Raw genomic sequence first — 26,025 nt, forward strand, 5'->3', positions numbered from 1 at the left:
TCCAGTGACCGACGACCCGCTGTACCCGACCGCCGGGTACCTACCTCTGGGTCGCCCGCTGGATGCTGTCGGTAGCCCCGACGACGTGCGGCCGAGCTCCACCGACCGGCGTCCGTTCGCGCTCCGCTTCGCCACCGTGCCAGCACGGCCGATCCCGGTGAACCTGACCACGGTTCGCTACGACCCGGACCGACAGATGTCGGTCGACCCCACGGGAACCCCGATCCTGGGCAAGCACTCGACCGGGGCAACCAGCACCCGGACCTCGGACGGGCACAAGAGCATGGATTCCGACACCGACCACACCGAGGACTGAACCGGTGGGCGACGAGCGCACGGTGTTGGTGCTGACCCAGTCGTACGACGTAACCGCCGACTATGTGGTGGCGGAGCTGGCAGCACGGGACGTGCCGGTGTTCCGGTGTGACCCCGGCGACTTCCCGCAGCGGTTGACGCTCGTCGCGCGGTGGGGCGAAGGCTGGTGCGGCAGCCTCCGCCTCCCCGGCCGCCGCACCGCGCTGCACAACCTCGGGTGCGCCTACTACCGGCGCCCAACGGCGTTCGAGCTTCCGGCGCACCTGACCGACGAAGAGCGCCGCTGGGCTGTCCGCGAGGCACGCATGGGCCTGGGCGGGGTGCTCGCCGAGCACCCAAGGTGGCTCAACCACCCACATGACATCGCCCGCGCCGAGTACAAGCCGTCCCAACTCGCCGCCGCCGGCTCGGTCGGGCTGTCCGTGCCCCCTACATTGATCACGAATGAGCCGGCGGCGGCCGAACGATTCGTGCGCGAGCACGACGGCGCGGTCGTCAAACCGCTCGGCTCCGGTGTGCTAACCGAGGCCGGCGCCGCAAAGCTGATCTACACCAACCGGGTGCGCGCCGAGGAGATCGACCACACGGTTTCCGGCACCGCGCACCTGTTCCAACAGCAGGTGAAGAAGGCATACGAGGTGCGGCTGACAGTCGTTGACAAGGTGTACTTCGCTGTACGCCTCGACGGTGCCTCCGAGGCGGCCAGACTGGACTGGCGCACTGATTACGACAGCCTGTCGTACTCGGTGGTGACTGTGCCTGATCAGATCCGCGAAGCGGTGTCGCGACTGCTGGCCCGGCTTCGGCTGCGCTTCGGTGCGTTGGACTTCGTCGTCACCCCGCAGGACGAATGGATGTTCCTGGAGATCAACCCAAATGGGCAGTGGGCGTGGCTGCAAGACGCCACCGGGCTGCCCATCTCCGCCGCGATAGCCGATGCTCTGACCAAGGAGACTAGATGACGGCCACCGCCGAACGGGCGCGCAACCGGCTCGTGCACGAGCTGACCGGCCACGGCTGGCTCACCGAGGCGTGGCGGACGGCGTTTGCCGCCGTGCCCCGCCACCTGTTCCTAACCCGCTTCTTCCGCCAGACCCCAGACCGCAGCAGGTACGAAGCGGTCGACGTGAACGATCTAGGGGCACTGGAGCTGATCTACTCCGACCGCGTGCTCCCCACCCAGCTCGACGGCGACGACGCCCGCTGGGACGAGTCTCGGCACCACGGCCCGCTCGCCGGCGTGCCGACCTGCTCCAGCACCCAGCCGGCCCTCATGGCCGTCATGCTGGACGCGCTCGACGTGGCCGACGGGCACCGCGTGCTGGAGGTCGGCACCGGCACCGGGTACAACGCGGCGCTTCTGGCGCACCGGCTCGGCTCGCCGCTGGTCACCACCGTCGACATCGACGCCGGACTGGTGCGGCGGGCGCGGCAGTCGTTGACCTCCGTTGGCTACGCCCCCACGGTGGCCGCCACCGACGGCGAGGCCGGCTATCCCGGCAACGCCCCCTACGACCGGATCATCGCCGCCTGTTCGGTGCCACAGGTGCCGACGGGCTGGCTCGCACAGTCCCGCCCCGGCGGGGTGATCCTGACCAGCCTGCACCGCGAGATCGGCGGTGGGCTGCTGCTGCGGCTAACCGTGGACGAGACCGGCACGGCCAGCGGGCACCTGCTCGACGACTACGGCTCGTTCATGCCGCTGCGCTCCTGCCCCACCGTGCGAACCTCGGCGCTCGTCCGCGCCGCCTCCCAGGCCACCGGGGACAGGCACAAGACCCACCTGCCCGGCCCGCTGGCCGACGACGGCGAGGCGTGGACCGCACTGGTGGCGCTGCTGCTACCCGACGTGGCCCGCCTCGACCTCGGCCGTCCGGAGGGGCCGGTGCAGTGGCTTGTCCACCCGGATGGTTCGTGGGCGTACCACGACATCTCCACCCAGACGGTGGAACAGGGCGGACCGCGTCGGCTGTGGACCGAGGTGGAGGACCTCTACAGCCGGTGGACCGCACACGGCAAGCCCAGCCGCTCACACATCGGTGTGACTATCACCCCCGCCGGGCAGCAGGTCTGGCTCAACGACCCCACCGAGATCATCGGCTGACTCGATCCGCGAGCGGTGCGGGCTAGGCGCTCCCACATTGGGCGGAATCTCGGTGGAGCGGTCGAGTCCTGATCGGTGAGGATCAGTTGTGCGCTGCCAGCGGTGGCAGCCGGCCGTTTCGTGGCCCCCCTTCAAGCGAGGCCGGATGACGAAGTTCAGTTCCTGAGCAGCAGCACGGACAGTGACGGTCTCTGGACAGGTCAGCACACCCACTCTATGGCGGATGGCGTTGTCACCCACGCTAGGTGCCGGGCTGGTGCGGTGACGGCGGGCTCCGGCATCCTGGTGTAGTGGCAGACCCGGAGCCGTTTCTGAGGTTCGCACACAAGCGCCGCGATGGGCTGCACTGCTACGTGGTCCGCGCCGACAAGGCGGATATGCCTGGCCCGCTGTGGCCGGGGCTGTGGGAACAGGAGTATTCCGACGATGCGGATCTGAATCCGTGGCGTCGATACGTAGTCAACAACAATGACGGTGAGGCCCTGGCGGTGTGGCGGGCGCTGGCCTGGGAGTTCACCGCAGGACTGAGCAGGTTCGTCATTCCCACCTACTACCGCGACGAGGCAGCGCAGCTGCAGGGCATAGACCGGGCGGCGGTGCAGCTCGTCCGCTGGGAATACGAAGTCGACCTCGAGCAGCCCGAGTGGCTTACCGCGGACATCGGGTTCGTCCCGGCGCGCGCCTGCGTGCCGCTGCTGCCTGACCCGTGGCAGCGAGAACATGCCGGCTTCGCCGGCCTGTTCCCTGTAGCCAGCTTCCGACACCTCACCGACCTTGCCCTGGCCGTGGCTGGCGATGCCACCTCAGAGATCACGATATTCGCCCTCCAGGATCCTGACCGGGCCAGCATGCTGGCCTCGGCCCTGAATCAGGCGCACCATCCTGAGCTGGCCGAGATTCTGCACCCTGGGGACATCTTGGTCGATGTGGCCGTGGTCCACGATCTTGGCGCTGGCCCTGCTAGCTACCTCACTATCAAGACTCCCGAAGCCACCGACGAGGTTGGCCACCTAGCCGCGCACTTCAGCGAAGCGTTTCGCCGATACGCGACCCAGGCCAGCCAGATCCGCACCTTCGACGAGTTCCACGATGCTATTGATCACCTACTCGCCCCGCCCCGCAGGATCGGCACCACCTGACGAGTCGATCTCACCGACGAGATCTCGAGACGGCAGCGCTTCCTCAGGGGAAGGGGTGCGGCACGAGGCGGAGGTCGGCGTCGGTCAGTTCCGCGTCGACGAGGCCCGCCACCGCGGGCGCGGTCCGCAGCCGCGGCAGGTGCGGAGCCCGCTGTCGGATCCAGCCGAAGTCGATCGGAAGCAGGCCGGGCACGACGGTGCAGACCGAGCGGAGTCCGATCGCCTCCTGTTCTGGTGTGGTCTGGTCCACCATGATCGCCTCAAGCCCGCGCGCACTCAGCAGGTCGAGCACCCGGCGCAGGTCGTCGCGGAGGTCCGGTGTGCCGGGGGTTCGGTAGCCGGCGAACACCTGCTCGATGGGGAGCGCGCCACGGTCGTTGAGGTAGCTTCCGGCGTGCACCGCCATCCGGGGTAGGCCGAACAGCGCCGAGTGGTCCGGCAGCCGGCGGACGAGGGTGTAGTCGTCGGCCATCCGTTCCAGCTCGGCCCGACGTCGGCGCACCGTGGCGGGCTGGTGCGGGATGTAGGTGAGCGCCTCGGCGAGCGCGCCGGTGACCGCCTGCTGGGGGTCGACGTGGGCCGCGGCGGCGAACGACAACAGACCGGGACCGCCGTCGTGCCGGACCGCGAGGCTGGTGACCACGGGTACGTCGAGGTCGATGCGGTTGTCGAAGGCGTAGAGACGGTAGCCCTGTAGCTCGGCGCGATCGACCAACGCCCGCACCACCGGTGGGCAGGTGTCGAGGTCTATCCGGGGCAGGGTCAGGTTGCCGTACCAGGCGAGGAGGAACGCGTCACGCTCGATCAGTTCCAACAGGCCGAACAGGGCGGCCTCCTCCCGGCAGCTGCCGGTGGCGCAGCCGCTGGAGGAGGAGAGGACGAAGGTGTCACCGGCGGCGGGCGAGCTGTAGAAGCACAGCCGGCGCGGCACCAGCACGGGCTTGCCGGTGTGCAGGTTCTGACCCCACACCCAGGGGATCGGTCGTTGTGGGTCGAACCGGCGCAGGATCGGGTCGGTGTCGTACACCTCGTCGGGGTGGCGGCCGCAGCGGTCCGGGTGCAACGCGTCCGGGCCGAGGTCGGCGTACGCGGCGATGACCGGGGTGACGTTGCGCCGGCGGTGGGTCCCCGCGTAGCGCTCCAGTCCTTCGAGGTAGGCCAGCGAGCGGCTCGCGTCGTAGCCGCTGGACTGGCCGCTCCAGGAGACGTCGAGCAGCCCGCCGTAGCCGCGAATGAAGACGCTGCCGGTCACCGGTGCTGTGGTCGGTGAGGTGATGGTGAGCGCAGTACCCGCACCCAGCACGCCACAGACCGGGTTGACCAGCGCGGCCGCTGGCAGCGGATAGCCGTCGGGGGCGCTCAGCCGGTACGCGTCGGGGCGTGGCTTGGGCCGGGGGTGGTGCGCGAGCACCAGCGGGTCGGGAGTGTCGGGTCGTTGACGGGTGCAGCTGGGGCAGCACGGCTCGGCCAGCACCGGGTAGGTACGTACCCGCAGGCTGGCCAGGTCGAGCTGGCTGATCCGGGGCAGCGGGGTGCTGTGCCGGTCCCAGCTCGGTGGCGGCGGCGGTGGTGGGCTGGTGTGACTGGCGCGGTGGAGCTCCCAGGCGGCGTCGAGATGGTAGGTGGTCAGCTGCGGCCACGGGCCGACCGCGGTCGTCTGGCCACCGACTTCCAGGGCGTCACGTTGGCTCCGGGTACGCAGCCGCTGCCATCGGATGGCCAGGCAGTGCCCGCAGGCCCGGCCCGCCGCGCTGCCAATCGGTCCGATCAGCACGGTGGCGGCGGTGAGGTGCACGGTGGCGTCGCACCGGTCGGGATCGGCCGCGGCGGGCACGTCAACGTCGCCCAACGTCACTACCCGCGGTGCCCGGCCGAACGGCTGCGCCAGCCAACGGCGGTGCAGGTGCTGTCGGAGGTGGGCCGCCGCGGCGGCGAGCGGGGTGGGGTACGCCGCCGCGGTGCCGGTCACGAGTCGTTGCTCCAGCGGAAGGTCCGCACTCCGACGACCGCGAACACGGCGGTGAAGACGACCAGTGCGGCGCACGAGATCAGGTAGTCGGTCATGGTGCCGAAGCCGGTGAAGGCGTACGTGAGGCCGTCGTTGACGTAGCGCATCGGCAGCACCCGGGAGACCTCCTGTAGCCAGGTCGGCATCAGTTCGAGGGGGTAGAACGAGCCGGAGAGGAAGGCCATCGGCACCACGACGCAGTTGGCGATCGCGGCGACCGCCTCCGGGGTGTTGGCCGCGGATCCGACGATCAGGCCGAGGGCGAGGAAGGCTGTCACCGCCAGCAGCATGATCGGGATGGAGAGCGGCCACGTCGGGTCCGGGCGCATGCCGAAGACCGGCAGCATGGCGACGCCGACGAAGAGCACGCACTGCGCCGCCCCGATGCCCAACGCGACCACGTAACGGGAGCCGATCACCGACCAGATGCTGGTTGGGGAGAGCCGGATGATGCGCAGCAGGTCGTCGTTGCGCCACTGCATCAGGGTGAAGGCCACGCCGAAGAGGGCGGCGTTGGCCAGACCCCAGGAGAGCACGCCCGGGGCGATGTAGTCGACGTATCCGCGGCCGGTGTCGGCGACCTCCTGGTTGCGGAAGATCAGCGCGAAGATGACCAGGAAGATCAGCGGAAAGGCGAAGGTGAAGAAGACCGTCGTGGCGTCCCGAACGGCTGCCTTGTAGACGGCTCGGGAGAGTGCGGCGTATGCGCTCATGCCTGCGGCGCTCCGATCAGCTCGAGGTAGACGTCTTCCAAGGTGGCCGGTCGGGTCTCCACGTCATCCAGGTCGGCTTCGCCGTCGAGGGCGGCGAGCACCCGGGCCGTGTGCGCGGTCCGCAGCACGAGCATGCCGTCCTCGACGGCGACCCCGCTGACGCCGTCGAGGGTGCCGGCCTGTTCCGGACTGAGCCGCCCGGCGGGGATGACCAGTCGGGTACCGATGCCGGAGCGGGCGATCAGCTCGCGGGGGCTGTCGAGCGCGAGGACGCGCCCGGCGGAGAGGATCGCGACCCGGTCGCAGAGGGTCTGCGCCTCGTCCAGGTGGTGGGTGGTGTAGACGATGGTCTTGCCGATCGCCTTCAGGTTGCGCAGCATCTGGCCGAGGTCACGGCGGGCCTCCGGGTCCAGCGCGGCGGTGGGTTCGTCCAGGAAGACCACCTCGGGGTCGTGGACGAGCGTGGAGGCGATGGCGAGGCGCTGGCGCTGACCGCCGGAGATCTTGGTGACCCGGACGTCACCCGAACCGGTCAACCCGACCAGGTCCAGCGCCTTCTCCGCGGTGGCGGGGGGAAGGCCGTAGAGGGCGGCGACGGTCACCAGGTGCTCGCGGGCGGTCAGCCGGGTGAAGAAGGCCGATCGCTGGGTCTGCACCCCGATCAGGGGCAGCAGGTCGAGGTTGCGTGGGGCTGGCGACATGCCCAGCACGGTGATGGCGCCGGTGTCGGGGATGCGCAGTCCCTCGATCATTTCGATCAGGGTGGTCTTGCCGGCACCGTTGGGGCCGAGCAGGCCGAAGAACTCGCCGCGGCCGATCGAGATGGAGATCTCGTCGACCGCCCTCACCTCGCCATACGCTTTACTCACGGCGTCCAGCACGATCGCCGGACTGTCGATGGATGACATCGGCTCGCCTCTCACTGGTCGTTCTCACTGGTTGGTGGTGCCGGATTCCGGTCCAACGGACGGGGCCGACGGGGTCGGGCCAGCCAGCCGGCGACGGTCAAACTGACGATGGCGGCTGGCAGCACGTAGGCGAGCGCGCCGAGGGATGGCCGTAGCAGGGCGCCCAGGTAGACGATCACGAGGCTGGCGACGGCAGCGATCGCCAGCAGCCACCAGGCGGCGAAGAGTCCGAGACAGACCGCGGCCCGTCGTGGGTAGCGGCGGCCGGCGTCTCGGCCGGCCTCGGCGACGGTCTGGGCCTGCTGCCGGGGCAGCAGGCGCCGGGGCAGGGTCGCCAGGTAGCGGCGGCTCTCCGGGGCCAGGTCCAGCTGGTCCAGCAGGTGACTGAGGACTTTGTAGCCGTCCAGTGGTGGCAGGGCGATCACGTTGACCAGCGTCTGGGCCACACCGACCAGCAGGAACGCGCTGAGTAGTCGGTCGGCGAAGGCGCCTGGCAGCACGAGGAGGGCAGCGCCGGTGAGCAGCAGGACCAGCCCGTTGGCTACCGCGCCGGCCGAGGCGATCAGCACCTGCTGGGACCGACGCGGTAGGTAGAGGTAGTCCTCGACCTTGCAGGTCAGGGTGACCAGGTTGATCCGGTTGACGGTGGCGCCGAAGTGGACGGCGACCACGCCGTGCGCGAACTCGTGCAGGGCCGCGCTCGACCAGGCGAGCACCGCCAGCGCCACCAGACTGACCGGGTCGGTGAAGGCGGGGCGAGCGGTCTGCCAGAGCGGGCCGAGCCGCAGCCCGACCATCGCGAGCAGCGCGACGACGAGGACGGCGACCAGTGCGAAGACCCCCGGGCGCAGCAGCCACCGCAGTCGGCGCGCCCACCATCCCAACACGCCGGACCGCCTCGGGTCGGCCGTCGTCCGCTCGCCGTCCCCCGGCGCGGTGGTGGGATCAGCGGGGTGCACGGCCAGTAGGTCACGCTCGTGGAGAAGCCACAGCAGACGGGTCCAGTGCGCGTCGCCAAGGCGGCGACCGTACTCTTCGGCGTACTCGGCACCGACCTCCCCGAGGGAACGGACACCGTCGAGGCGGCGTAGCAGGAACTGTTCTTTCGGCGGGATCTCGAAGGCCCGGCCGTTACGCCGGTCCTTGAGCAGGTAGACCGTGTCGGGGCCACGCCACAACGGTCGCGAGAAGATCAGATCTTCGCGCAGCCGGGGGCGTTTGGCCAGCAGTCCCGGATACGTCACGACGACACCACCGACTCCCGCAGCACCCGGGCGAGCAGATAGGAGAGGTACGCCTCGTCGCGGATGGTGGCGTGCAGCCGGTTGTTGGTCATGTGTAGGTACGGCGAGAGCAGGAACGTGAGGGCCTCTCCCGGGTCGGTGAGCACCCGGTCGCCGCCGCTCCACGCGCTGACCGTGAGTTCGCCGGAGGTGGCCAGGGCCAGCACCTTCTCGCGGAGCTGGGCTGTGTGCTCGGCCCATCCGCGCAGGAAGCCGGGGAGTCGTCGCGTCTCGCCCTGCGCGACGAGGGTGAGAATCTGCCGTACCCGACGGCCGAGCTCCCCGGCGACGCTGTCGTACATGCGCGTGTACTCGTCGATACCGATCAGGTCGGTGCCGGCGAAGGCCCGATGCCAGTAGTGGTGGTACCGGTCGAGGAAGTCCACCAGTTGCTCCCGGTCGGGCAGGAAGGTGCCGGCGTGCACCGTCATCAGCTGCGCGGCGGTGCCCAGCAGCACCGGACGCAGGTGCAGGTTCATCGACGAGATGGCCCGTAGCACCGTGTCGCTGGAGTGCTGGAAGTGCCACTCGGCGACCTCGATGCCCGCCGGTCCGCCGTACTTGCCGTACTCCGGTTCGTAGGGCCGGTAGTGGTAGGAGTTGTTGGGTCTGAGCAACATCTGTCCGTTCGCGTCGACCAGCTCCGCCGGCCGCCCCTCGGGGAACTCCAGCGCGAAGAGGATGTCGTAGAGCTCCCGCAGGTAGCCGGTGCCCATCGCGTACAGCGCGGGGCGGGTGGCGAGGAACCGGCTGATCGCCGCCTCGGCGCGCGCCCGTACCTCCGGCTCGTCGGCCGGGGTACGCGGGCGTAGCCGCAGCCGCACGTGTGGCCCCTCCAGCCAGTAGTTGATGAAGAAGTGGCCGGCGAGCAGATCCTGCTCGGTGAGTTCCCGGATGAGCGGCGCCACGCAGTCCACCAGCAACGGTTGCGGGTTGGCCGCGTAGAAGATGTGCAGCGCGATCCACTGTCCCCGCCGGTCGCCGGTGTCCTCGGCGTTGGCGGGCGCGGCGGCGGACGCGGTCATCGGCTACCACCTCCTGATCGTGGTGCGGCGACGGTCTGCCTCGCGTCGACGCGGAAGGTCTCCACAGCCAGCTCGCTGACGTGCCCACCGAGCGCGCTGTGGGCGGCCAGTTCATCCGCGGCCGGCAGCAACTCGCGCAGGACGAGCCGGTCGTCCGGATCACTCAGTACGGCACGCAATGCCTGCATCGACAGCGCGCTACCGAAGTCGACGTACTGCGGCTTCGGGTTGGCCGTCAGCCGACCCGGTGTAGCCGGGTAGACCGTGGCGAACACCTGCTCGGGCAGGCCGTGCCGGGCCCGCCACCGACGCCAGCCCAGGAACGCCATCGGGTCGGTGCCGGGGTCGCCCGGGTCGGGAAGCTCGCGTACCGGCACCGCCCAGCTGCGGCGGCTGAGCACGATGTTGCCGAGGCGCAGCCGGGGCCGGACGGTGACGCCGTCGATGGTTGCCGCCGGCACCCCGCGCCACACGTCAAGGCGCACCAGCGACGCCGGCGAGAGCAGCAGCAGGGTACGCGGGATCTGCGGCAGCGCCATCGGCACCAGGTAGCCCAGGTACACGGCGACGACCTCCTTGTCGAGGCGGGTCGACCGCAGTACGACCCGGTCGGTTTCCGGATCGTGTGCCAGGTAGAGGTCGTCGAGGGTGAGCTGCCGGTCGGCCGGGACGCTACTGGTTTCGCCGGGGCACACGACAACGTAGTCGGTGAGCCGGGCGTGCAGGTTCAGGTTGGTGGTGGCGGCTCCCCCGGTCAGCTCGGCGAAGACCACGTCCGGTGGGCTGAGTTCGGCCGCCTGGGCTCGTAACCGCTCGGCGAGGGTGGGCGTGTCGGCGTCGAAACAGTGGGTGAACCGGCTGAACGGGAAGGAGAGTCCTCCGAAGGACTGGTTGAGTACCAGCAGCGGGTCGGGCTCGCGGAGCGCCAACTGGACGAAGTGCCCCATCGGGTGGACCTGGTGGGCGGTGTCACCGAGCAGCGCACCCACCTCGTCGAACAGCTCGACGGGCAGGGACAGCTCGGTGCACCGGGGGTCGGCGTCGGTGAGCGCGGCCACCCGCGTGGCGAAGAGCTGTCGGGCCTGGTCGAGCGCGGTCATCTCGGGCCGGCCCAGCCAGTTCTCCTCCGGCGTGTAGCTACCGTCGTCGGCGAACGGGCGGCGACCCGCGGTGTACGAGGAGTACTGGTCGTAGAGGTCGTCGTGGAAGTCCTCGACCAGCCGCAGCAGGTCGTCGCAGCGGCCACCGACGCCGAACCGGGCCAGGAAGAAACCGTGGAACATGATCCGGTGCGGCAGGTTCTGGTCGAAGGCGGGCAGAACTCGTTCCACGGCGGCGAGGTTCGCCCCGACCAGCCGCTGCCAGGGCTGGGCCGCGATGGCGACGGGTTCGCCGGCGACCCGGCTGTCCTCGTACAGCAGCGTCTGCGGCATTGTCGGGTTCGTCTCGCCGAGGGACCGCATCACCGCGCGTACCGTGGCCCGTAGTCGGTGTCGCAGGTCGCGACGCGGACCGAGGTCGCCCTGCCGGTAGGCGTCGACCAGCTCGATGACGTCGTGGAGCTGGTCGACGAGCTGTCGGGCCCACAAGGTGTCCAGGTGCCCCAGTGTGTCGGCGAGCGCGCGGATCGGATCCGGGGCGTGCACGTCGGTGTCGAGGCCGACCAGCCGCAGCATTCCCAACTCCAGCAGCGTCGACAGGTACGTCTCGCCGTCGGACCGATGGGCCCCGGTGTCCCGGCAGAGCCGGTCCACCAGCTCGGCGCAGCGCATCGTGCCGCGCTGCTGCAACAGGGCGGTGAGCCCGTCCAGGACGCCGCTGCGGCGCAGGAAGAAGAGTCCGTCGCGGACCGAGTCGAAACTGACCGTGGCGCTGTCATCGCCGGCCGTGACCCAGTGCCGCACGTAGCGGATCCGGTCGGCGTCTCGGCGCCACCCCGGGCTCAGCTCCACCACCAGGTCGCCACGCCGCCGCGGGTCGGCGATGACCAGCTCGGCAAGCCGGGCGACCAGAACGACGTTGAGGCGTACGTGCTGGTGCCACTGCTCGTTGACGGGAAACTCGAGCTGCGATCCGGTATCGGTGAAGCGGCCGAGGGCGATCGCGGTGAAGGTGCTGAACGGGCTGGTCTTGCAGGCGGTGCGGTACAGGTAGGACAGCAGCGAGCGCTCGACGCGACGGGTCCGTTTGTTCGCGGGCCGGGTCAGCTCCGGTGCGCTACCGGCGGCGAGCTGCTCATCAAGGGTCGGTGAGGCGAGCTGGAGCCCGCCGCGCAGGCGTGGCTCGTCGGCCAGCTGCCACAGCTGGGCGCGCGCCTGGGCGACGTCGGCGGCGAGGATCGCACCGCCCTCGTCATGATGCCGGGCGAGCTGCGTGCGTCGCCGTATCCAGCGCTGGACGACCGGTAGGGCCACCGGCCGGGTCTGCTCGACCGCGGCAAGCGCCGGCTCAGGTGCGGCCGGCAGGGCGTTGTTGAAGACCTGGCGGCGTAGCGTCAGCAGCCGACGTCGGACCGACTCGTCCTCATTGTCGTTGACCAGCTCGTACAGAAGTTGACTGAGCTGCGCGCCGTCGGTGCTGAGCTGGTGCTCCAGGGCCAGTGCCCGGTCGGCCCAGGCGCAGGCTGCCGGGGAGCGGAGCGCGTCGACCGTGGATAGGGGCAGACCAGCGATCCGGGCGGTGAAGTATGCACCGGTACGCCAGCCCGCGGGCGTCGCGGTGTACGGTGGCGGGCCCGGCGCGCGCACGGCGTGCATCACCGCAGCTCGTATCGGTAGTTGCCGAGCTGCCCGCGCTCCTCGCCGGCAAGCATGATGAGCAGCGGGAATTCGTCGCTGTCGGCGAGTCCTAGCTCCTCGACGTAGGAGACGCCGTCGAAGCCCAGCGCGACCCCGGCGCCGAGACACAGCGCGGCGGCGACGGTGTAGAAGGTTTGGGCCATCGCGCCGATGGTGGCGTTGGCGAGGTTGTAGCCCCGGTCACCGGTGGCGTCCAACACCGCGTGCGTACGAACTGTCGCGACAAGGACGACCGCTGCCTGCTCCAGGTTGTAGTTGGTCAGGGTGTAGTTGCGTTGCAGGAACGCCCCGGGTGGGCCGCTGGTGACCAGGATCAGGCTGTGCTCCTGCGGGTCGTACGCGTACCCTCCGGCGGGCACGGCAGCCACGGCGTTGACGAAGGCGTAGATCCGCGCCAGTGGTCTGTCGGCGGGACCTTCGATCTCGGACGGCACCATGCTGGCGGCGGTAGCCTCCAGCAGCGCGGCGAGGTGCTCCGCCGCCATGGGACGGTTCCGTAGAAACCGGCCGAAGCTACTGCGGCGGGCGGTGAGGGCCGCCTCGACGGGCAGCGTCAGCGGCGCGGCGGTGGGTAGCGGCACGCGCGTTCCGCCCGGCGGCGCCGGGTGGGCGGCGGCGGATGCCAGCGCGCCGATGGCCGGCCGTTCGACCGACGCGGCGGTGCTACGGCTGACCCGCCGCAGGGCATCGAAGTCGAGTAGCGTCCGGGACCGTTCCTGGTCATGGTGCCGTACCCGGACCGTTGCCGGCTCCCCCCGACCTGCGGGCGCGGTGGGCCCGGCAGGCAGGGATGCGGGGGGCGTGGGCTCGGCCCAGGTCAGGGGCACGGCGGCGAAGAGCGTCTCGTCGTCGGGGGCGAGCCCGAGCAGGTCGGCGACGGCCGCCTGATCGAACCAGAGCACGGGCCGGATCTGACGGCCCTGGGCGCCGGCCCAGAGCCGCCACGCCTGTAGCAGCGTGCCAAGGTCCATCGATACCACGTGGTACGAGAAGTTGTTGTACTTGAAGGCGTTCTGCCAGTACTTCACCCCGACGATCAAAAACTGGCTGGCGTGGTGGGGTGGGGCGACCGCCGCGTTCACCCGAGCACTGACGTCGCCGCCGAGCAGCCGCTGCATCGCGTGCCGGGCGTGGGCGTAGTAGTAGACACCCGGGGTGACCCCGGCACCGGGTCCGGCCACCCAGTAGACGCTGCACGGGTAGAGACCTCCGCCGGAGGCGGCGCCGCGGTACCAGTTGGCGTAGGCGTACGACGGCAGCACGCCCAGATCGGAGTTGGCCTGGATGCCGAGCCGCCGTCCGAGCAGCCCGTACGAGTGATAGAGCAGGCCGGCCAGCAACGGAAGCGTGAACGGCTCGTCAACGTCGCCGGGACCACGCAGCGCGGTGTCCAGGTCGACGCCCGTGCTCGGTGGGGTGGGCAGCCCGAAGGCGCTCGCCTGCGGATAGTACTTGCCGCGGCGGGGCGCGTCGGCCCAGTTGGGCGCGAAGTCGGCCGGAGGCATCGGTGCACGGCTGCGATGCAGGATCGCGGTCGCGTACGCGTGGGCGGAGCCGGGGTTCTCGGACGTCATGGCGGCACCTCACGGGAACGGGTGGGGAACGGAGTGGATTTCGTCGTCGCGCAGGTCGCGGTCGAGGAACCCGGCGGTGCGGAACGCGGTCCGCAGCCGCCGCGCGTGCGGGGCGCGCTGGCGCAGCCAGCCGAAGTCGATCGGCAGGAGCCCCGGAACCACCACGCTCACCGTCGTCAGGCCCAGATCGCGCTGCTCCGGGGTGGTCTGGTCAACGGCGATCACGTCGAAGCCCTGCGCCGTCACCTGCTTCAGGCAGCGTTCGAGGTCGTCGCGCAGGTCGGTGCTGACCGGTGGGGCGGGACGGTCCCGCTCGTACAGGTGCGCCATCGGGGCCAGCGCGGTGCCGTGATCCAGCAGGAACGCGGCGTGCCGCGCCATCTCCGGCAGGCCGTAGAGCAGCGGGTGGTCGTGCAGGCCCTGCACCCGGGAGAAGTCGGTCGTCATCCGACGCAACCGGGGCTCGTCGGCGCGGGCACGAACCCGGACCATCACCGAGTCGGTGGCGATTTCGCAGAGCGCCGCGGTGATCGCGACCTGCGGATCGAGGCTCGCCCCGCCGCCGAAGGCGAGGGTACCGAGACCGCCGTCCCTGCGGACGGCCACCGCGGTCACCACCGGGATGTCGAAGGTCATCCGGGTGTCGAAGAATCGGGCCCGGTAGCCGTACATCGCCAGCCGGTCGACCATCATCCGGGTTCGTGGTCGGTCGATGCTGGCCGGGTCGATCTCTGGTAGGGACCGGCCGCCGTACCAGGACAGCAGAAACGCGTCGCGCTCGACCGCCTCCATCAGCCCGTGGTAGATCGCCTCCACCATGGATCCGCCGGAGGCGCAGCCGTTCGAGGTCTCCTGGACAAAGCGTTCCTCGACGCTCGCCGCATGGTAGTAGGCGAGTATCTCCGGTACCAGCAGCGTGCGCTGGTCGCGCAGCGACCAGCCCCACACCCACGTGATCGGCCGATCCACATCAAACCGGTGCAGGTACGGATTGGCCTGGTAGAAGGCGTCGGTGTAGAGCCCACACTCGCGTGGGTCCAGGGCGTCGTCGCCCAGCTCCCGCAGCGTGGCGGTGACCGCGGTGCGCTTGCCCCGCGGGCGCAGGCCGGCGGCGCGTTCCAATCCTTCCAGCACCGCGATCCGGGAGCTGCTCCGGTAGCCGTCGGCGTGCCCACCGTAGAGCGTCTCCCGCAGGAAGCGGCCACACCGCAGGGTGAACGAGCCGACCGCCGGGGAGGTGGAGAGCGAGGTGACGTCCTGCCACAGACTGCCGCCGAGCGCCCCGCAGACCGGGTTGGCGAACGCCGCCACGTTCAGCGGATAGTCGTCGAGGTCCCGGCCACGAAATGTGCCTGACTCCGCCTTCGGTGTGGCGGGCAGCCCAATCACCGCCAGCTCCGAGGCGTCGGCGACCATGTCACCGCAGCCCGGGCACTCGGGATCGGGCAGCAGCGGCACCTGGTGCACCCGCAGGGTCGACAGGTCGACCTGAAACACCGTGCTGGGCGCCCCCGTCCCGGTGCTGGCCGGTCCGGTGTCGGTGGTGCGGCGCGCCGCGATCAGCGCATGCAGGAAGTCCGCGACGAGCGGGGTCGCGTACGGCCAGGGGCCCGCCGCGATCGTGTCACCGCCCAGCTCCACCGCGTCGCGCAGGTCGCGGTGGCGCACGGCCTGCCAGCGACGCGCGAGGCAGGTCGAACAGGCCGCTGCCGGCGGCACCGGTCCGATCAGCGCAAGCTGCCCGTAGAGCAGCACCCGCGGTCCGCGCTCCGGGCGGGCGGACGCCCGGTACTCGTCCCGCACCCCCAGCGCGACCACCTCCGCGTCGCAGCCCCGCTCGGCAAGCAGCCGGGCCAGACCGGAACAAACCAACTCGTCGGTCGCAGCCGCGCCGTCGCTCATCGGTCGCCTCTGGCGGCCAGCAGCACCTTGACCGCCACCAGCCCGCCCGCGGCCAGGTCCGCACCACCGACGGGTGCCACCAGCACGTCGCACCCGAGGCCCGGTAGCCGCTGCAGCACATCGGCCCAGCGGTGACTGACCCCGCCGGCATCCACCTCCTCGTGCACCGGCACCGTGCCGGCGTCGAAGTCGACCAGCACGGGGTCGCCGGTGTCCGGTACGACCTCGGGGTCCTGTGCACGCAGTTGGGCCTGACCGAGCACGTCACGCAGCGCCGCCACGGCCGCCGCCGTCCAGTCCGGATCGGCGGTCAACGCGTACGTCCATTGACCGCGGCCTGGGTCGAAGGAGCGGGCCAGCAGCACCGCCACCCCGGTGTCGCGCTGTCCACCGAGGTCGAGCAGTTCCATGGTGACACCCAGGTTCGCCGTCGACCTGGTGAGGAACAGCAGCTCGGGGGTGGTGGCGCCGATGGTGTTGAAGCGGATCTTCTGGACGGTCTCCTGACCGAAGACGACCTGCCGTAGCCGCTGCCCGGCGAGCGCCGAGGCGAGGCCCGCCCGGACGGCCTCGGTGAGATCACCGCCCGCTCCCCCGCCAGCACTGGTCGGCTCGACACCGTGCCGGCGGTTGGCCGCGCCGAACGGCTCCAGTACGGACACCGGCACCGCCACCACCTCGCGGGTGAACAGTGACCGGGCGGTGGCCCACGTGTCTGGCGCGGCGTCATCCCAGCCCGAGGCGAGACCGAGGCGGGTGGCGTCGAGCCGTGGACGGTCGTGGGGGGTGGGGATGCCGGTCGCGACGCTGCTGGTGTTGACGACGGCCGCGATCCGTAGCGCCCGCAGTCGGGCCGCCGCGACGTGGTGGACGTCGAAGGCCGCCACCGTACGGCGCTGGCCACTGCCGTCGGTGAACTCGACCGCGCCGACCTTGATCGGGGTCTGGTCCCAACGCTCGTCGTCGTAGCGGCGGAACACACCCAGATGCGGTTGGAGTAGCGGCTGATGGGCCTCCAACTGTGCGAGCGCGTCTTGTGCCCCAGCGGCCGGGCCGGCCGCGGGATCGGCCCCGACGGGCGGGTCGTCCAGCCCACCGGTGATCCAGGCCGGTTCGGGTGGGGCCGGCCGGCAGAAGGTACACCGGGGGTGCGGAAGCAGTTGCTCGGTCAGCACGTCGAGTGAGGCGAGGTGCTGCACGATCACGCTCCCGTCGGTCTCGGCGGGCAGCGCGCCGGTGGTCAGCCGGAACACCTCGTACGCCAGCAGGTTGCCGATCATCGCGGCGAGGGGTCCGTCCGGCTCGACGGCGGCGGGGGCGGCCCCGGACGGCAACGCCGCCGCCTGCCACACCCGGCCGGCGCCCCCGGTCTCGTCGTTGTCGGCCAGCCGCAGCATGACGCAGCACCAGCATCCGGTACGGCCGACGCCTTGGACCGGGCCGACCAGCATCCGCCCACCGGCGACCCAGGCGGGCAGGAGAAGCCGGCCGGGGGGAATTCCGGCCGCGAGTAGCCGCAGGGTGTCGCGGGGCGCGTCATCTCCGCCGGCCACAATCACGATCTCCGCCGTGGCCAGCGCGGACCAGCCGACCTCGGTGCGCGCGTCGGGTAGCGGCACGGTCGTCGCGGCGCAGCCCGCGGCGTTCGGCTCGGCCAGCTCCGGGGTGAGCCTCGGTACGACTGCCGGCGAGACGGCTACCGTGGCGGCGCCGTTGCGAAGGAGCCCGGTGGCGCAGGCAGTGGCGACCGGGCCGGCGCCCAGCACCGCGACCGAGGTGTTCCGAAAGGTGGCGAAGCGCTGCGCCGCCCGGTCGGTGTAGTGGTCGAGATAGGCGACCTGGGTGGCGAAATGCGCGGCCACCGCCGGACCGAGGATCGTCGTCGGGTCGACCTCCGCCTCGGGAACGTCACGGGCGAAGCCGCGCGCGTAGAGGGTGCTCACCAGCTCACCGATCATGGCCCGCTGCCCGGCGGGCAACCGAGCACAGATGTCCGCGACCTGATGACGCCCGTTCAGATGCGGGATGAGCAACGATGCCAGCCGGTAGGCGGTCGTGGAGGAGAGCCGGAAGCCGCTGGTGGCGTTGTGGAACAACACTCCGTCCTCGGTCCTGGTGAACAGCACGTCGTGGCGCACTCGCGGTCGGGTCTGCGCCACCGTGTCGTATGCAGTGCTCATCGCATGGATCCCTTCGCTCGGTGCGGCCGTCGCGGTGGGTCGGGGTGGGGGGCGTGCCGTTCGGCCGCGAGTTGGGCGTGTCGCCGCAGCAAGGCTCGTATCCAGTAGTGATCCGCGGCCTCCTCGACCAGGCTGTGGTCGACCAGCCCGTCGAGCAGGTCGCGAGCCGTGGCCGGGTCAACGTCGAGCAGCTGTGCGGCCGGTGCGGCGGTGATGGCGGCGGGGGCCGCGGTGGCCAGCCTGACGAAGGCCGCCTCCAACGTTTCGCCGGCTCGGGACAGGGCCTCGTCGAAGCGGTGGCCGAGTGACATGTCCGGTTCGCCGGGCAGACTCAGCCGGCTCAGCGGGTCCGCACGCAGCCACTCCGCCGCCGCCGCGAGTTCCGTCCGGGGGCGCAGCAGGATGCGGGTGGCGGCGATGCGCAGCGCGAGTGGCAGGTGGTCGCAGAGCGCCGCGATCTCCGCGGCGCTCTGCGGGTCGGCATCGACCTGCTCGGGTCCCAGCGCGGAACGGAGCAACTGGAGCGAGTCGGCAGGCTCGAGCGGCTCCACCCGGTGCAACCAGCCGCCAAGTCGGGTAACCGGACCAGACAGGCTTTGGCGACTGGTCAGCAGCAGCGCGTCACCGGGTGCCAAAAGGGCCGGCAGGGCTCGTACCTGACTGCCGTTGACCACGTCGTCGGCGAACAGCAGCCGTCGGCCCACCTGGGCACCGTGGCCCTGGTCAACCGGGGTGATCAGCCGCCGTTGGGCGTCGTGCGACACGGTGTCCGCCGCCACCCGGAGTTGACCGCCGGGGAAGTGGGGGGCGACGAGCTGCCCGACGTGCTGCGCCAGCGCGGTTTTGCCGACGCCGGGTGGGCCGGTGAGCACCACGATCGGGCAATCCGCGCGGAGGCGCTCGGCGACGGTCTCGCCGAGCGCGTCCCGACCGATGAGGCTGGACGCGACCGGGTGCCGGGACACTACGGTGGCGGGTCTCCCTACTGGAGCGACCGGAGTGGACGCTTCGCCCCGCAGAATGGTCAGCTCCAACTCCCGCAGGGTCGGGCCCGGAGCGATGCCGAGTTCGTGGCGAAGATAGTCCCGGATCCGGCGCAGTTCGGCCAGGGCGTCCGCCTGCCGACCGGTGCGGTAGAGCACCGAGGCGAGCTGTGCGGAGAAGCGCTCGTTCGCGGGGTACGCGCGGTTGGCGGTCCAGAGGTCCACCAGCGCGGACCGGTCCCGACCGAGGCTGATCTTCAGGTCGCACACCCGCTCGATCGCCCGGACCCGCTCCTCGCTGATCCGGGGTACCACGTCCCGGTGCAGCGCCTCTGATGGCACATTGGCCAGCATTGGGTCGCTCCACAGCGCGAGCGCCTCCTCCAGCCTCGCCAGCTCCGCCTCTGGATCCGGCACGTCGCGGGTACGGCCGATCAACTCGCGGAAGCGCATCAGGTCGACGGTGGCGGCGGTAGCGGTGATCCGGTAGCCACCCGGCACTGTCTTGATCACGCTGCCGGTGATGCCGTGCCGGTGAAACAGTTGCCGAAGCCGCAGGGTGCAGGTCTGCAACGCGGCCTTGGCCGAGGCAGGCTGCGCGTCACCCCAGACAGCCTGCTGCAGGGTACTGACCGAGATCACCTCGTCGGGGTGCAACAGCAGCACGGCAAGCAACGAGGTCACCTTCGACGGCGGCAGAACCAGCGTGTCCCCGCCGCTGCTGAGGGTCAGCGGGCCGAGCACCCGGAACACCGCCGGGCGGGCTCGCTGGTCACCGCCGGATGGGCTCACCGCGACCGACTCCATCGCAGTCTCCCGTCCGCGTGGACGCTCGGTGGTTGTTCAACCCTGCGGTGGCACGATGTGGCGCTCTCGATGGTCTCCCACTGCCTGATACGGCCTGAAGCCGCTCTACATTAACGGCAATACCACACGATTCGGAGCAAATCCGGGAATGCGGTCGGGCAGCGCGCAGCAGCCGCACGGTCCGTTCGCCTAATCGGATTCGCGCTTCGATCGCGGCAGCTTTCACGAGTGCGTCAACCGTCCACTTCTGCCCGATACACATCGGGCACCTCCCCCCTCATCTGCCACCTGCCTCCTGGCGGCGCCGCCGCGATGATCGTGCGGTTCCGATGTCGTCCGCGTCAGCACCCCGGGCGTTGCCGGAACCGGCCGTGGCCGGTTCCGGCAACGCCCGGGGCAGCCAGGACCGATGGGCTGGTCCCGCCTTACGGTGACGCCCCGACGCCGGGAGGCGGCGACCGGCGGAGAGGCGGGCATCCGCAGCAGCCTGCGCACAACGTGCCGACCGGCCTGGTCACGGTCACACCGCGAGCTAGTCCGGACCCAACAAAAAGGCGAACCTCAATGTTCGAACCTTGCGGAAGGAGCAGATTTCACTAATCTGAACACCTGGTAGAGCTCGTGGAGGCGACCTTGCTCGACAGGCTAGGCATATCGGCGGGAATCGAGGCCGTCTACTGGGCGATGGTGGAGCACCCGACCTGGAACGTCGATGAACTCGCGACGAGCCTGGACGTACCGGAGACGGTCGTTCACGATGCCTTCTCCACTCTGGCCGACCAGGCACTCATCACACCGTCACCCGGCCAGGAAGGCACTCTGCGCTCGGTGAGCTTGCGGCTCGGTCTGCTCGCCCTGCTTCACCAGGCCGAGCAGCAGACGATCACCCAGCAGGCGAAGCTCCTGGCGGCGCGCGCCTCGGTGCTCGCCCACGCCGCCAGCCACGACACCCACCGCGGGCGGGAGGAGATCGTGCGGTTGGAGGGAGCCGACACCGTGTGGGAACGCCTCACCGAACACGCCTGCACCGCATCCGAGAGCGTCATGACGCTGACCACCGGCCGGGCGATGCCACCAGGAACCATCGAGACCGCCAGGACGCTGACCCGGATCGCCCTCTCCCGAGGGGTAACGATCCGCCACATATATCAGGAATGCACACTGGACGACGCCCGGTCCCGAGCACACGCCGAGCTGATGGCCGAACAGGGCGAGCAGAGTCGGGTGATGTCCGAGGCACCGGTGCGGATGACCGTGGTCGACCGGAAGTTCGCGCTCATCCCGATCGGGCCGGGGCCCCGCCGGGGTGCGTTGGAGATCCGCGGCAGTTCCCTGGTCTCCACGCTGTGCCTCCTCTTCGACCTGCTCTGGGAGAAAAGCAGAGAGTTCCCGAGGTCAGCCAATACCGATAGGGACGGCTTAAATGATCAAACCGTTGCTATCCTTCGGCTGCTCCGCCAAGGGCGCACCGACGAGGCGATTGGCCGCCAACTCCAGCTCTCCGAACGAACCGTCCGTCGCATCGTCCGTGACCTGATGCGACGCCTTGACGCGAAGAGTCGCTTCCAGGCCGGCGTAGAGGTGGCACTGCGTCGCTGGATCTGACCCCACGGCAAGGTCATCCGGATCCGGAGCAGCAGGTACCCCTATCCCACCGGGGTCGGGTGATCGGCCTCAAACCGGGCTCGGGTCAAGAATGCCAACTGGGCCCGCTTGTCGGGCATGTCAATCTCCGCGGCCAAGATGAATCCTTCGATCCGCAGCCGGTGCAGCGCGGCCTCGTTGCGCACATCCGGCTCCACCACGATGCGCTGTGTGGCCGGATCTTGCAGCAGAAACCTGACCAGCACCGGGCCGACGGCCGTGGTGATGCCGCGAAGGTAGCGCCGTGGTGGGTTGAGCAGCAGGTGCATCCCCATGTCCCCCGCCTGCACCGCATAGCGCTCCCCCACCGGGTCCGCCTCCGGCTGGTAGGTCTGGAACAGCCCCACCGGCTCGCCGTCCAGCAGAATCAGGTACGCGTGATGGGTGTCCAACCCGTCGAGGAACGCGTAGATCTCGCGCACCTGGTCAAGCGTGTGCGACCCCATGCCCCAGAACTCGTTACGGGGCAAGGTCACCCAGCCGTGCAGCAGTTCGGCGTGCCGGTCGGGGTGCACCGGCTCCAGCGTCAGCTCACCGAGGTCGGGAATCTGCTCCTGGTAGATCACGTAGTCTCACCCTTCGTGAGGTGCCCGGCCGGCATCGGGTCAGCCGCTTGGGGCCCAGCGGGCAGGGAGCAGTTTCATCAGCGCTCCCGCTTAGGTTAACCTCTCCTAACTAAGGCTGACCTTAGCTGGAGGGTTTGTGAAACGGAACTGGGAGGGCCTGGTCCTCCGAGCCATGGGTGGCCGGGACTTCCGGCTCACCGTGTTGCGCACCGAATCGGTTGCCGGGCGCTACCAGCGGCTGCTCCTCGACGACGGTGGCCTCCTGGCAGAGTGTGGCGTGCACCCAACAATGTGGATCCGGCTCTGGTTCGACAGCGATGGCCGGGCACACCAGCGGGCGTACACGTTGGTCGATCCGGATCCGACTACCGGGCGGTTCACCCTGGAATTCGCTCTCCACGACGGCTGCGCCGCCCGCTGGGCCGTCACCGCGCAGGTCGGCGACACCGTCGACGCGACCGTGCAGGGCAGCGCCTTCCAGCTGCCCGACCCGGCGCCGGAGCACCTCTACCTGGTCGGGGACGCGGCGTCGCTACCGGCGATCAACAGCCTCCTCGACGCCGGCGCCGACATCCCCGCAACCGTATGGCTGGAGTTTGCCCATGAAGACGAGAAGGCGTTGACTCCGCGCGCCCGGTCCCACCACGACGTGACGTGGGTGCCGCGCCGCGACGATGGGCGGCACCTGGTCGACACCGTCTGCGCCGCGCTACCCACCGGCGAGACCGCGCACTACTGGGTGGCGTGTGAGGCGGCCAGCACCCGCAGCATCACCCGGCACGTACGGCGGACGCTCGGCGTCGGCAAACACCAGCTCACCTCCCTCGGCTACTGGCGGGTCGCCTGATGTGCCGACTCGGCAACCTGGCCCCGCACGACGAAGCCACGGCGCGATGAGCAACGCTTCAGCGACCGCCGCGCCGGCGCCAGTAGACCTCCCCGTCGCGATCGGCAAGGTGCCGCACCGCTGGCTGATTCTCGCGATCCTCTGCCTGACCCAACTCGTCGTGGTGCTGGACAACACCGTGTTGACGGTGGCGGTTCCGGTACTCACCGTAGAGCTCGACGCCGGCACCGCCGACGTTCAATGGATGATCAACGCGTACGCGTTGGTGCTGTCCGGGCTGCTGCTCAGCGCTGGCAGCGCGGTAGACCGGTACGGGCGGCGGCGGATGTTGCTGGTCGGGCTGGTGCTGTTCGGCGTGGGCTCACTGGCGGCCGGCCTCGCCCGTACCTCCGAGCAGTTGATCGCCGCCCGGGCCGGCATGGGCGTGGGGGGCGCCCTGCTGGTGACCGCCACCCTCGCCCTCGCCATGCAGGTCTTCGACTCCGCCGAGCGATCCCGGGCAATCGGCATCTGGGCGGCGACCAGCGCGCTGGGCTTCGCCGCCGGGCCACCGATCGGTGGGATCGTCCTCGCCCACCTGCCCTGGGGCGCGATCTTCCTGATGAACATCCCGATCGTGCTGGTCTGTCTGCTCGCCGGCCGGGCGCTGATCCCGGAATCACGCAACCCGGCCAGCGGCCGCCTCGACCTGATCGGAGTGGCCCTCTCCACCGTCGGCCTGACCGCGATCGTCTGGGCGATCATCTCCGGTCCGGAGCTCGGCTGGGCCTCGACGAAGGTCCTCGGCGCCGGCGCCGCCGGCGTGCTGCTGCTGGGGCTCTTCGTCCGCTGGGAGCAGCGGGTCGCCCACCCGATGCTGGACATGCACTTCTTCCGGAACCGCCGCTTCGTCGGCGCGGTCTGCGGCGTGGTGCTGATCACTTTTGGCGCCACCGGCGCGCTCTTCCTTCTCACCCAGCACCTGCAGTTCGTCCGCGGCTACCCCGCCTGGGAGGCCGGGCTACGGATGGTGCCGTTCGCGCTCTCCATCGTGGTGCTCAACGTTGCCGGCGTCGCCACGCTGGCGATCCGCCGGCTCGGGCTGCCCGCCGCCATCGCCACCGGAATGACCCTGCTCGCCGGCGGGCTGGCGCTGGTTACGCACGTCCCCTCCGAGGGCTACGGCACGCTACTGGCCGGGCTGCTCATCATGGGTACGGGCTGCGCGCTGGCGAACCCGGCCATCGTTGAGGCGGTGATGAGCGCGATCCCCACGGACAAGGCTGGCGCCGGGGCCGGCGTTGACGGCACCATGACCGAGGTTGGCAGCAGTCTCGGCATCGCCGTGCTGGGTGCGGTGCTCAACGCCCGCTTCGCCGCGCTGCTGCCCGCCGCACTGGCCGGCGCCGGCTCGTTCCCCGCGGCCCTGGCCGCGGCGGGCCCGGACCGGGAGGCGGTCACCGCCGCCTTCGCCGACGCGTTGCGCACCGGTCAGACGGTGGGGGCGGTGGCCGTCCTGGTCGGCGGCCTCGTCGCCGCCGCGCTGTTGCACCGCGCCGACCGCATCTCCGCCCGGAGTTGAGCATCCGCTGCCGACGTGGTTGGGCTCTGGGTTCACGCAACGTTTCCAATATGTCCACTATGATCGAGATCGCCCCGTCGTCGGCACCCGGGCCGGATCAGATCGACCATAGATTCAGCGGATGGTTCACCCGAAGCGTCGGGCTGTCCACCCGCTTGATCATTCCCCCGTGGGTGGTGTCCCACACGGCCGGGGCAGCGGGCCCCGCTCTGCTGACCTTGCTGATCCTCGACGGGGGGCGCATGGTTGGGTCGCGCTGGCGCCGCAGCGCCCTCCTGTTCCGGCTGGCAGCGGGTAGGCCAGCTCGACAGGACACCGAACCGCCGGGCGGGCGGGGCGCTGGTCAGACCTTGAGAAGGTCCACGTCGTACCGCGCGATCGACCCGTCACGAGAGGCAAGCGTCATTCCTTCCACGGCTGCCTGCGCCACCAGCATCCGGTCGAAGGGATCGCGGTGATGAGGTGGGAGGCGCCCCGCGGCGATCGCGTGGGCGTGCGTCACCGGCAGTTCCTGAAAGCCCATGCCTCGGACCCGCTCCGCGAGGTCGGACGGACCGGCGAGCTTCCCCGCCGCCTGCTTGATGGTGATCTCCCAAAGGGTGACCGGAGAAAGGAAGATATCCGGGTCGTGACGAAGCCGATCAAGGAATGCCGGGTCCAGGTTCGCATCACCGGTGATGGCCCAGAGCGCGACGTGGGTATCCAGTAACAGGCTCATGCGCCGACGCCGAAGGTGTCGGCGATATCGTCATTGGTCTGCGGCGAGTCCCATTCACCGGAGAGGTCCAGCTGCCCCGCGAGGGAGCCGATCGCGGTGCGGTTGACCCGGCGCACCAACGGCACGACTTTCGCTACCGGGGTGCCCGCCCGGTCGATGAAGACCTCCTCACCGCCTTCCACCCGCTCGATGATGCGCGACAGGTGAGTCTTGGCGTCATGCATGTTGTAGTGCACAGCTTCGGTCACGACGGCCACCTCCCAGGTTAGCTAACACCTTAGCCGACAGTGCCGGACCGCTTCGCTGATCGGGAAGCAGTCCGGGCGACGCCCAGCACGCTACAAATATGAGTAGCCACCAGTTCGTACATGCTCACCTGCCCGTAGTGGAGCTGCTACACGGGGAGGAGTTGCCACAGTTGGCCAGAGTGCAGGCCCCGGGCCTTGAAGAAGTTGCTGGAGCCCGTGTGCCCGATGGTCGTTTGGAGGACTCCCGGTTGAACGCCAACCGGAAGGTCAGGGTGTGGGTGCCCGAGGTGACCCACCAGGCAGCCTGCCGCGCCCCTTTACATGTGTTAACTGCGCGACGCCAGTTTCGAAAAAATTAACAGCACAGCAGCGAGGTGCGTCGATTAATACCGCAACCGCCGCTCGCCACACGGCAACCCCACCCGCCGGCAACACCGGGGGCGTCGCGGTCCGACTGGACGGGGCGCGACCGGGGCACGAGCGCGGCACCAACACGGGGGCGAGACATCACCCCCACCGCGACTCGTTACCTACCTGTTACTTCCTCACAACGGTGAGAGCCAATATGTTGTAGCTTACAACAATCGATGGGAGCGTTCTCACCCACCCGGCCGGGACCACCGCTCACCACCGGTGGCGGACGCCCCCACCACCCACCACGAGCCGACGGCGCGCGGTCGATCCACCCTGCCCGCGCCCCTA

The 26,025-nt window shown here is 70.0% G+C and carries 20 protein-coding genes; 7 read left to right on the forward strand and 13 right to left on the reverse strand.

What is annotated here, in order from left to right; all coding sequences use genetic code 11:
* Positions 1-4: 4 nt before the first annotated feature.
* The 4 genes from tgmA (at position 5) to STROP_RS12210 (ending at position 3,558) form a co-directional block, all read left to right on the forward strand.
* Positions 5-316, forward strand: a complete 312-nt coding sequence (tgmA, locus tag STROP_RS12195; RefSeq protein WP_028565500.1) for a putative ATP-grasp-modified RiPP — start codon at positions 5-7, stop codon at positions 314-316.
* Between the two features lie 4 nt (positions 317-320).
* Positions 321-1,277 (forward strand): ATP-grasp ribosomal peptide maturase, encoded by a 957-nt coding sequence (gene tgmB, locus STROP_RS12200; protein ID WP_012013653.1) that lies wholly within the window; start codon positions 321-323, stop codon positions 1,275-1,277.
* A complete protein-coding gene (gene tgmC, locus STROP_RS12205) occupies positions 1,274-2,419 on the forward strand; it encodes an ATP-grasp peptide maturase system methyltransferase (RefSeq protein WP_012013654.1) in 1,146 nt (381 codons plus the stop codon). The genes tgmB and tgmC overlap by 4 nt, the downstream gene beginning before the upstream one ends.
* Before the next feature lie 389 nt (positions 2,420-2,808).
* On the forward strand, positions 2,809-3,558 hold the full coding sequence (locus STROP_RS12210) for a hypothetical protein (RefSeq protein WP_028568826.1): 750 nt from the start codon (positions 2,809-2,811) through the stop codon (positions 3,556-3,558).
* 43 nt (positions 3,559-3,601) lie between these two features.
* Here STROP_RS12210 and STROP_RS12215 read toward each other — a convergent pair whose 3' ends face one another.
* The 10 genes from STROP_RS12215 to STROP_RS12260 are packed head-to-tail and all read right to left on the reverse strand — an operon-like array spanning position 3,602 to position 19,739.
* A complete protein-coding gene (locus tag STROP_RS12215) occupies positions 3,602-5,527 on the reverse strand; it encodes a TOMM precursor leader peptide-binding protein (RefSeq protein WP_012013656.1) in 1,926 nt (641 codons plus the stop codon).
* A complete protein-coding gene (locus tag STROP_RS12220) occupies positions 5,524-6,279 on the reverse strand; it encodes an ABC transporter permease (RefSeq protein WP_012013657.1) in 756 nt (251 codons plus the stop codon). Before STROP_RS12220 ends, STROP_RS12215 begins: the two co-directional genes overlap by 4 nt.
* Entirely contained in the window at positions 6,276-7,202 is a 927-nt protein-coding gene (locus tag STROP_RS12225) for an ABC transporter ATP-binding protein (protein ID WP_026275380.1), read from the reverse strand. Before STROP_RS12225 ends, STROP_RS12220 begins: the two co-directional genes overlap by 4 nt.
* Positions 7,199-8,431 (reverse strand): metalloprotease, encoded by a 1,233-nt coding sequence (locus tag STROP_RS12230; protein ID WP_012013659.1) that lies wholly within the window; start codon positions 8,429-8,431, stop codon positions 7,199-7,201. Before STROP_RS12230 ends, STROP_RS12225 begins: the two co-directional genes overlap by 4 nt.
* Positions 8,428-9,495 carry a lantibiotic dehydratase C-terminal domain-containing protein gene (locus STROP_RS12235; RefSeq protein ID WP_012013660.1) on the reverse strand — a complete coding sequence of 356 codons (1,068 nt, stop codon included), beginning with the start codon at positions 9,493-9,495 and terminating at the stop codon, positions 8,428-8,430. Before STROP_RS12235 ends, STROP_RS12230 begins: the two co-directional genes overlap by 4 nt.
* Positions 9,492-12,251: a lantibiotic dehydratase gene (locus STROP_RS12240; protein ID WP_037332316.1), complete on the reverse strand. Its 2,760-nt coding sequence runs from the start codon at positions 12,249-12,251 to the stop codon at positions 9,492-9,494. Before STROP_RS12240 ends, STROP_RS12235 begins: the two co-directional genes overlap by 4 nt.
* Positions 12,251-13,867 (reverse strand): nitroreductase family protein, encoded by a 1,617-nt coding sequence (locus tag STROP_RS12245; RefSeq protein WP_012013662.1) that lies wholly within the window; start codon positions 13,865-13,867, stop codon positions 12,251-12,253. The genes STROP_RS12240 and STROP_RS12245 overlap by 1 nt, the downstream gene beginning before the upstream one ends.
* A 9-nt stretch (positions 13,868-13,876) precedes the next feature.
* The gene (locus tag STROP_RS12250) at positions 13,877-15,769 is read right to left on the reverse strand and encodes a TOMM precursor leader peptide-binding protein (protein ID WP_012013663.1); all 1,893 of its coding nucleotides are present in this window, start codon (positions 15,767-15,769) and stop codon (positions 13,877-13,879) included.
* Positions 15,766-17,949, reverse strand: coding sequence for a TOMM precursor leader peptide-binding protein (locus STROP_RS12255; protein WP_012013664.1), 2,184 nt, complete (start codon positions 17,947-17,949; stop codon positions 15,766-15,768). Before STROP_RS12255 ends, STROP_RS12250 begins: the two co-directional genes overlap by 4 nt.
* Positions 17,946-19,739 (reverse strand): AfsR/SARP family transcriptional regulator, encoded by a 1,794-nt coding sequence (locus tag STROP_RS12260; RefSeq protein WP_012013665.1) that lies wholly within the window; start codon positions 19,737-19,739, stop codon positions 17,946-17,948. The genes STROP_RS12255 and STROP_RS12260 overlap by 4 nt, the downstream gene beginning before the upstream one ends.
* Before the next feature lie 684 nt (positions 19,740-20,423).
* Here STROP_RS12260 and STROP_RS12265 point away from each other — a divergent pair.
* The gene (locus STROP_RS12265; protein ID WP_187151625.1) at positions 20,424-21,344 is read left to right on the forward strand and encodes a LuxR C-terminal-related transcriptional regulator; all 921 of its coding nucleotides are present in this window, start codon (positions 20,424-20,426) and stop codon (positions 21,342-21,344) included.
* 41 nt (positions 21,345-21,385) lie between these two features.
* On the opposite strand, the gene STROP_RS12270 is transcribed toward STROP_RS12265, so the two are convergent.
* Positions 21,386-21,949 carry a GNAT family N-acetyltransferase gene (locus tag STROP_RS12270; protein WP_012013667.1) on the reverse strand — a complete coding sequence of 188 codons (564 nt, stop codon included), beginning with the start codon at positions 21,947-21,949 and terminating at the stop codon, positions 21,386-21,388.
* 136 nt (positions 21,950-22,085) lie between these two features.
* On the opposite strand from STROP_RS12270, the gene STROP_RS12275 reads away from it, so the two are divergent.
* Both STROP_RS12275 and STROP_RS12280 read left to right on the forward strand, forming a co-directional pair.
* Entirely contained in the window at positions 22,086-22,796 is a 711-nt protein-coding gene (locus tag STROP_RS12275) for a siderophore-interacting protein (RefSeq protein WP_012013668.1), read from the forward strand.
* 46 nt (positions 22,797-22,842) lie between these two features.
* Entirely contained in the window at positions 22,843-24,357 is a 1,515-nt protein-coding gene (locus tag STROP_RS12280) for an MFS transporter (protein ID WP_026275383.1), read from the forward strand.
* Between the two features lie 343 nt (positions 24,358-24,700).
* Here the strand turns inward: STROP_RS12280 and STROP_RS12285 are convergent, their stop codons facing one another.
* Together STROP_RS12285 and STROP_RS12290 are read right to left on the reverse strand one after the other, a co-directional pair.
* Entirely contained in the window at positions 24,701-25,075 is a 375-nt protein-coding gene (locus tag STROP_RS12285; RefSeq protein WP_012013670.1) for a type II toxin-antitoxin system VapC family toxin, read from the reverse strand.
* On the reverse strand, positions 25,072-25,299 hold the full coding sequence (locus tag STROP_RS12290; RefSeq protein ID WP_037329591.1) for a type II toxin-antitoxin system Phd/YefM family antitoxin: 228 nt from the start codon (positions 25,297-25,299) through the stop codon (positions 25,072-25,074). Before STROP_RS12290 ends, STROP_RS12285 begins: the two co-directional genes overlap by 4 nt.
* Positions 25,300-26,025: the final 726 nt, after the last annotated feature.

Source organism: Salinispora tropica CNB-440 (assembly GCF_000016425.1).
Classification (GTDB): domain Bacteria; phylum Actinomycetota; class Actinomycetes; order Mycobacteriales; family Micromonosporaceae; genus Micromonospora; species Micromonospora tropica.